This is a genomic window from Streptomyces luteolifulvus, assembly GCF_008806595.1.
Taxonomy (GTDB): domain Bacteria; phylum Actinomycetota; class Actinomycetes; order Streptomycetales; family Streptomycetaceae; genus Streptomyces; species Streptomyces luteolifulvus.
In genome coordinates this window covers 1-6,806 of record NZ_VZRB01000080.1, presented here as the reverse complement: position 1 = coordinate 6,806, position 6,806 = coordinate 1, and the positions used below count along the sequence as shown (strand labels likewise).

Sequence of the window (6,806 nt, the reverse complement as noted above, 5' to 3'; positions counted from 1 at the left end):
TTCGACCTCGCCGACACGATCATCACCGTACGTAGCCTGATCCGCCAGGCATGGACCACCCACCGCTGGGACGAACGCCCGCACCGCCGTCCATGAGTAGTACACGCCTATCTGCGCGACCTCTAAGGGCGGGGGATTCCAGCGGTCGCCCGCTGGGGTTCCTGCTTCACCGACGACTGCCCCGTCCGGGAGGACTCCCGTTGAGGTCTTGCACCGTCTCCACAGGCAGACGCCGCCAGCCCGGCGGCCAGGATGTTGCGTGACGCGTTCACGTCGCGGTCGTGCACGCTGCCGCAGTCACACGTCCACTCGCGGACGTTCAGCGGCAGCTTCGCCGCGACCGTGCCGCAGGCCCCACACAGCTTGCTGGAGGGGAACCAGCGGTCGATCACGACGAGTGTGCGCCCGTACCAGGCGCACTTGTACTCCAGCATCATGCGCAGATCCGTCCACGACGCATCGGAGACGGCTCGCGCGAGCGTGCCGTTCTTCAGCAGGTTGCGGACGGTGAGGTCCTCGATCACGACCGTTTGGTTCTCACGGACGAGTCGAGTGGTCAGCTGGTGCAGGAAGTCGCGGCGCCGGTCGGCGATCCGCGCGTGGACCCTGGCGACGCGGCGCCGGGCCTTCTCCCGGTTTGCCGAGCCCTTCGCCTTGCGCGACAGATCCCGCTGCGCGCGGGCCAGCCGGGCGCGATCGCGCCGCTCGTGCTTGGGGTTGGCGACCTTCTCCCCGGTGGACAGGGTCACCAGGCAGGTGATCCCGGCGTCCAGGCCGACGGTCACATCGGTGGCGGGGGCCGGGGCGATGGTGTCCTGGCACAGCAGGGACACGAACCAGCGGCCCGCGCTGTCACGGGACACGGTCGCCGTGGTCGGCTCCGCGCCCTCGGGCAGGGGACGCGACCAGCGGACGTCCAAGGGATCCGTCATCTTCGCCAGCGTCAGTTTCCCGTCGCGCCACGTGAAGGCGCTGCGGGTGTACTCGGCCGACGCGCGGGACTTCTTCCGCGACTTGCACCGGGGGTATTTGGCCCGCTTGGCGAAGAAGTTGGCGAACGCCGTCTGAAGATGACGCAGCGCCTGCTGGAGCGGGACGGAGGACACCTCCGAAAGGAAGGCGAGTTCCCCGGTCTTCTTCCACTGCGTCAGCGCGGGGGACGACTGCACGTAGGAGATCCGTCGCTGTTCGCCGTACCAGGCTCGTGTGCGCTGCTCCAGCGCTTTGTTGTAGACGAGGCGGACGCAGCCGAACGTGCGGGACAGCTCAGCTGCCTGCTCGTCCGTGGGGTAGAAGTGGTACTTGAAAGCCCGCTTGACCTGCTGCGTCATGCCTCACTCTCTATCAGTTTCCGTGTGAGCCAAGGGTGTCGGCCGGTGGACGGTGGACGCCGAATCGTCCTGACGGCGATTCGGCTGTTCCTGTCCTGCTCCGCAGGAGCGTCGTTTCCTCCCCGGCCTGAAGGCCGGGGTATCCACGAAGGAGAACCTCGATGCACTCGGCGATCCCACTGTGCCAGTCGGCGACCTGCTGCCAGTCGTTCTTGTCCAGGCCGAGGACGTCGAGCGCCACCTGGACGGCGAGGGGTCTGCCGAAGTCGTTGACGAGGTCCACCCGTCCCCGGGGAAGGAACGGTGCCAGCAGCTCCGCGGCGTTGGCGTGGACGGCGCGTATCTGGTCCTGCAGGGCCGGCCCCGTGAAGCCACGTATCACGATCTTCCGCTTGGCGGTGTGCTCGGCCCCGGTCATCTGGGCGAGGACCGGCCCGCGCATGACCGGCTATGCACGCACCTGCAGCGTTTCGGTGGTGAACGCCTCATGGTCGGTCAGCACCCGCTTCACATCCCGGTGGCGGGAAAGGAAATAGCTGTCGATCGCCGGCTCGTAGTGCACCGGTACCTGCTCCCTCAGCCATGCGAAGGAGCGGTAGGGGGCGGCGGCGTAGTCCTCGGACAGGACGCTGAAGCGGGGATTGGTCAGGGGCACGGCGGAAAGTCTCTCAAAGCACGCGGAAAGAGCGGGAGCCGGTGGCTGGAGCGGGCCGGGAAGCCCCGGCCATCTCAGTCGCCCCCTCTCGGGAAGCGCTCAGCCCACAACCTGATGCACCATGCCTCAGACTGGCTCGGGTTGCGGTTCCGGTTGCCGTACCGGCGCGGTCTTCGATTCCCAGAGTTCCGTGGTCCGCACATAGCCGTAGACCACTGAGGTCATCGCCAGAATGAGGAGTGGTCCGAACACCAACGGGTATTCGGCCATCTCCGTCGGCAGATAGCGATAGGACACCAGGAGTGCGGCGAAGACCGTTGTCCCGTAAGCGACCAGCTGGATTCCTGACCGGTCCCAGCCGCGGTCGAACGAGCGCACCGCTGCCTCGATCGTGTAGGCGAACACTACGCCGGCAACGAGATCCGCGCCGTAGTGGTAGCCGAATCCCAGCGTTGCGGCGAGCGTTGCGATCAGCCAGAACGTGCCTGCGTATCGCAGAATCCGTGGGCCCTTGCGGGAATGAATGAAGATCGCGGTAGCCCACGCGGTGTGCAGGCTGGGCATGCAGTTGCGCGGGGTGATCTCGTCGAATGGCATCCCGTGCGGGGTATTGATCGGCGGTGGTGTGTCCGGCCACAGGTTGGCCACCGCCCAGTGCCCGCCGTCGCCGCCGTAGGCGAAGATCGGTCCGACCACCGGGAAGATCATGTAGATGGCCGGCCCCAGGAGGCCGATCACCAGAAAAGTGCGGACCAGGTGATGGCCCGGGAAGCGGCGTTCGACCGCTACGTCGCGCAGCTGGTACAGCGCGACGACGACCGCGGCGACCGGAAGCAACGTATAGACGGAGTCGAGGACATGGGCTCCGATCGACCCGGTGGCCGTGACGATCCGGCCCACCAGCCACGACGGGTTGCCCAGCGCGTGATCGGCGATCTCGACGTACTGGTCGAGCACCACCGGACGCGTCTTCGACGTGATGAGTAGCCAGGCATCGCCGGTCTTACGGCCGGTCACCAGCAGCAGGCCCAGCGCGACCCCCTTGAGCAGCAGCACACGTTCACGGCCGGTGCGGCGCGTGACGGCGATGACCGCACAGCTCAATATCACCCACAAAGCACCACTGCCGAAGGGATGGCCGTCGGTCATTTTGGCGCCGACCGCCCACCGCACGAGCAGGAAGGCGGCATCGATGCCGATCGCGGCACCGGCCGCGATGAACCGTTGCCGACGGGTGAGCACCACCATCATCAACGCCATACTGGCGTACAGCAGAAAGCCCGATTGGGGAGGGAATATCACCTCTCGTGCCTGGTTGACGATCGGCCCCGGTACGCCGTAGCGACGCGCGGCGACCTCCAGAGCGATGAGGAATCCGAGGGTCGCCACACCCACAGTGATCCACAGCATCGCCCGTGGTTGACACCACGCGGCGAATGCAGTTCTGCGTCTTATTCGCGAACGTATCCGCGATGCTATAGGTATCAAGTTTCAGCCGATTTGTTAGTCTTTTTGAGCGATCATCACGAGTTCGATCATGCTAGCGGAACTCACGGTGAATTTCGCTGGAACAGCCGGGCCGTCCGAGGTGGCGCGAAGGCCAATCGCGGAGGGCACGAGAGTGACGTGCTCGGCGCCAGTTCCGTGCGGAGGCCCTCCGACCGATCCCACACGGCCAGTTGACTCCCTGCGCCAGGGATTTACCGGCCTTGCGACTCGGCCTTCTCATCTGCCTCGCTCGGGGGCCTCGGTCCGGCTCACGCGTTCTCGTCGCCGGCGGCGAGGAGGGTGCGGCCGGCCGCGAAGAGCCGGGCGCAGCGTTGTGTCATGGCTTCGGGCGACTGGTCGGGGTGGTGGACCCACCAGCGGACCAGGGCGGTGCACAGGCCGCGCCAGGCGTATTTGAGGGCGTCGGCGTCAAGCGGGTCGCTGGATCCGGCCGCGTGCAGGAGGTCGGCCGTGCCGATCGCGGCGAGGTCGTCGATGGCGCCGCGGTAGTACGCCGCGCGGCGGGCGGCGTCACTGTCGGACGGCAGCGTGGCGTCGTAGAGGACGAACCACGCCTCGCGCTGCCCGTCCAGGGCGGTGAACAGGGCGTGCAGCACACGCAGGGAGGTGGGCGGTGCGCCGGAGGCGTGTTCGGCCATCGCGGCACGGATGGCGTCCAGCAGCCCGTCGCCGACCGGATTCAGGCAGGCGAGGTAGAGGTCCTGCTTGCTGCCGAAGTACTGGTGCAGCAGTGGCTTGGTGACGCCCACGCGGGCGGCGATGGCGGCCACGGTGGTGGCCTCGTAGCCGTGGCGGCCGAACTCCTCGGTGGCCGCGGCCAGGACCTGTCGTTCGCGCGCGGCCCTGGGCACGCCCTTGGTGCCGGCCCTGGAGGGGAGCGTTGTCATGGGACCCGATATTACCCTAGGGTAATTTTCCGTTGGGTAAATGGCCTTGACCTCGCTGGGAGCACCTTCATGCCTGCCACCCCGTCCGACCCCGGCACCTCCCGCACCCGCTCCTGGTGGGGCTGGGGCTACGCCGACGCTCACCCCGACGACGTCGAATGCGCCGCGATGGGCGCCCTGCTGCCGGGCACTCTGGCCCGTCCGCTGCCGATACCCCGGGTCGCCGACCTGCCCATCGGCCGCCCTGGTGTGCTGCCCCCTCCCTCCCTGGCGCATCTGGTCACCACCGATCCCGAGACGCGCGCGGCCCACGCCATGGGCAAGGCCTACCGCGACATCATCCGGTCCCTGCGCGGCCGGCCCGGCCGGATCCCCGATCTGGTCGCCCGGCCGACCGACGACCAGGAGGTGGCCGACCTGCTGGACTGGGCCGGCGGGCACGGTGTGGCCGTCATCCCCTTCGGCGGCGGCTCCTCGGTGGTCGGCGGCGTGGAGTACCGCGGCGACGCCCACCGCGCCGTGCTGTCGCTCGACCTGACCTCGATGGACCGGGTCCTGGAGGTCGACGCCACCAGCCGCTCGGCCCGCATCCAGGCCGGGGCTCTCGGTCCCGTGCTGGAGGCCCAGTTGCGACCCCACGGCCTCACCCTGCGCCACTTCCCGCAGAGCTTCGAGTTCTCCACCCTCGGCGGCTGGCTGGCCACCCGAGCAGGCGGCCATTACGCCACCGTCCACACCCACATCGACGACTTCGTGCAGTCCCTGCGCGTGGTCACGCCCGCCGGAGCGGGCACGTCCTGGCGGCTGCCCGCATCCGGCGCCGGACCGTCGCCCGACCGGCTGTTCCTCGGCTCCGAGGGCGCGCTCGGCGTCATCACCGAGGCGTGGATGCGTCTGCAGGAGCGCCCCCGGTACAAGGCGTCGGCGTCCGTGGCCTTCGCCGACTTCCACCCCGCGGTGGAGGCGGTGCGTGCCATCGCCCAGTCCGACCTCGCGCCGGCCAACTGCCGTTTGCTCGACGCCGGCGAGGCCGCGCTGTCCGGTGCATCCCACGATGGCTCCGCTGTCCTGGTCCTGGGCTTCGAGTCGGCCACCGCCCCCGTCGAAGACCGCCTCGCGACCGCCCTGGAGCTGGCCCGCAGCCACGGCGGCAGCGGCGAGGCGCCGCCGGCGGACCGCGACGCCCCGGCCGACGCGGCCGTGAGCGCCTGGCGCTCGGCGTTCCTGCGCATGCCCTACCTGCGCGACGGCCTGGCCCGTATGGGCGTGGTCGTCGACACCTTCGAGACCGCCGCCACCTGGGACAGGATTCCCGCCCTGATCGACGCCGTCCGCACCGAGGTCGGCGCCGCGGCCCTGAAGGCCACCGGACACGCGGCCACCATCAACTGCCGCCTGACCCACGTCTACCCCGACGGCGCCGCCCCCTACTTCACCGTGGCCGTCGCCGGCCGACCCGGCGACGAGGTCGCGGTCTGGGACGACATCAAGGCCGCCGCGAGCGACGTCCTGCAGCGCCACCGCGCAACCATCACCCACCACCACGCCGTCGGCCGCGACCACCGCCCCGGCTACGACCTCCAACGCCCGGAGCCCTTCGCGCTGGCGCTGCGGGCCGCCAAGGACGCACTGGACCCCCATCGCATCCTCAACCCCGGGGTCCTGATCGACTGACGAGACTGCGGCAGACGGATGCCCGCCGATCCCCACACCTTCGGTGTGCGGCCGGCAGGACGGCGCGGCGCCATGTGCGGAGGCCGAAGGGGCGGCTGCGGGCGCCGACGGGATTCGAACCCGCGGACGAGGACGAGCAGGGCCCGCCCGGACCTCATCAGTCGGCGCGCGGAGGGCCTTCCGCGCGCCGAGTGCAATGGGCCGCTCTGCCACGGCGCCGCAGCCTGCCAGGACCGCGCGATCCCGGTGCCCTGACCCTAGAGGCCGTCGCCGGAAGCGTCCCACCCGTTTTTGTCTACCAGTTCACTGCCACTACTGCCGCTGACCGGCCCCCGGACCGCCAACGACGGTGTCTCAGGGCTGCGGGCGGCGGTCAGCCACAGTCGGGCGCCGGCCCGAGGGTGAGCAGTCCCAGCGCGTTGATCGGCGCCCGTGATCAGGGAGGCCGCCGGACCGGCCAGGAACTCCACCGGTGCCGCGATGTCGTCCACCATCGCGATGCGCTTCGCCGCCGACCTGCGCAGGATCTGCCGCATGGCGTCGCCCCCGGGACACGCAAGTTCCTTGCGTGCTATGTCGGTTGCCGTGATGCCCGGGCTGACGGTGTTGACGGGGGGCACCCTCAATGCCGTTGCTTGACTCTGTCAAGGAGTTCGGTATGAGGCGGTGACGGCACGGGCCGGTGCTCGTTGGGCGGGGCATGGGTCACGCGTGGGTGGGATTGTCTGATCAGGTGCGGCTGGGGGCGTT

The 6,806-nt window shown here is 69.3% G+C and carries 7 protein-coding genes, 1 tRNA gene and 1 pseudogene; 2 read left to right on the top strand and 7 right to left on the bottom strand.

What is annotated here, in order from left to right; genetic code table 11:
* Positions 1-96, top strand: a pseudogene (locus F7R91_RS41485) (IS5/IS1182 family transposase); the annotation flags it as partial.
* Positions 97-122: 26 nt separating this feature from the next.
* Here the strand turns inward: F7R91_RS41485 and F7R91_RS41480 are convergent.
* The 5 genes from F7R91_RS41480 to F7R91_RS41460 all read right to left on the bottom strand — a co-directional run bounded on the left by F7R91_RS41480 (position 123) and on the right by F7R91_RS41460 (position 4,382).
* Positions 123-1,331 (bottom strand): RNA-guided endonuclease InsQ/TnpB family protein, encoded by a 1,209-nt coding sequence (locus F7R91_RS41480; RefSeq protein ID WP_150959022.1) that lies wholly within the window; start codon positions 1,329-1,331, stop codon positions 123-125.
* Between the two features lie 13 nt (positions 1,332-1,344).
* Complete coding sequence (locus F7R91_RS41475) at positions 1,345-1,773, bottom strand: cytochrome P450 family protein (RefSeq protein WP_150959020.1); 429 nt, start codon at positions 1,771-1,773, stop codon at positions 1,345-1,347.
* Between the two features lie 6 nt (positions 1,774-1,779).
* Positions 1,780-1,986: a hypothetical protein gene (locus F7R91_RS41470; RefSeq protein WP_150959018.1), complete on the bottom strand. Its 207-nt coding sequence runs from the start codon at positions 1,984-1,986 to the stop codon at positions 1,780-1,782.
* Positions 1,987-2,112: 126 nt separating this feature from the next.
* Entirely contained in the window at positions 2,113-3,396 is a 1,284-nt protein-coding gene (locus F7R91_RS41465) for a phosphatase PAP2 family protein (RefSeq protein ID WP_150959017.1), read from the bottom strand.
* Positions 3,397-3,743: 347 nt separating this feature from the next.
* On the bottom strand, positions 3,744-4,382 hold the full coding sequence (locus F7R91_RS41460; protein ID WP_150959015.1) for a TetR/AcrR family transcriptional regulator: 639 nt from the start codon (positions 4,380-4,382) through the stop codon (positions 3,744-3,746).
* Positions 4,383-4,451: 69 nt separating this feature from the next.
* Between F7R91_RS41460 and F7R91_RS41455 the strand changes: the two genes are divergently transcribed.
* A complete protein-coding gene (locus tag F7R91_RS41455) occupies positions 4,452-6,056 on the top strand; it encodes an FAD-binding oxidoreductase (protein ID WP_150959013.1) in 1,605 nt (534 codons plus the stop codon).
* 100 nt (positions 6,057-6,156) lie between these two features.
* On the opposite strand, the gene F7R91_RS41450 is transcribed toward F7R91_RS41455, so the two are convergent.
* A tRNA-OTHER gene (locus F7R91_RS41450) sits at positions 6,157-6,275 on the bottom strand.
* 38 nt (positions 6,276-6,313) lie between these two features.
* Positions 6,314-6,676 (bottom strand): SDR family oxidoreductase, encoded by a 363-nt coding sequence (locus F7R91_RS41445; RefSeq protein WP_191971894.1) that lies wholly within the window; start codon positions 6,674-6,676, stop codon positions 6,314-6,316.
* Positions 6,677-6,806 lie beyond the last annotated feature (130 nt).

Excerpts from the sequence above, each read along its gene's own strand:
- F7R91_RS41465 (WP_150959017.1), bottom strand. The coding sequence starts at position 3,396 with ATGCTGTGGATCACTGTGGGTGTGGCGACCCTCGGATTCCTCATCGCT.
- F7R91_RS41460 (WP_150959015.1), bottom strand. The coding sequence starts at position 4,382 with ATGACAACGCTCCCCTCCAGGGCCGGCACCAAGGGCGTGCCCAGGGCC.
- F7R91_RS41480 (WP_150959022.1), bottom strand. The coding sequence starts at position 1,331 with ATGACGCAGCAGGTCAAGCGGGCTTTCAAGTACCACTTCTACCCCACG.
- F7R91_RS41455 (WP_150959013.1), top strand. The coding sequence starts at position 4,452 with ATGCCTGCCACCCCGTCCGACCCCGGCACCTCCCGCACCCGCTCCTGG.
- F7R91_RS41475 (WP_150959020.1), bottom strand. The coding sequence starts at position 1,773 with ATGCGCGGGCCGGTCCTCGCCCAGATGACCGGGGCCGAGCACACCGCC.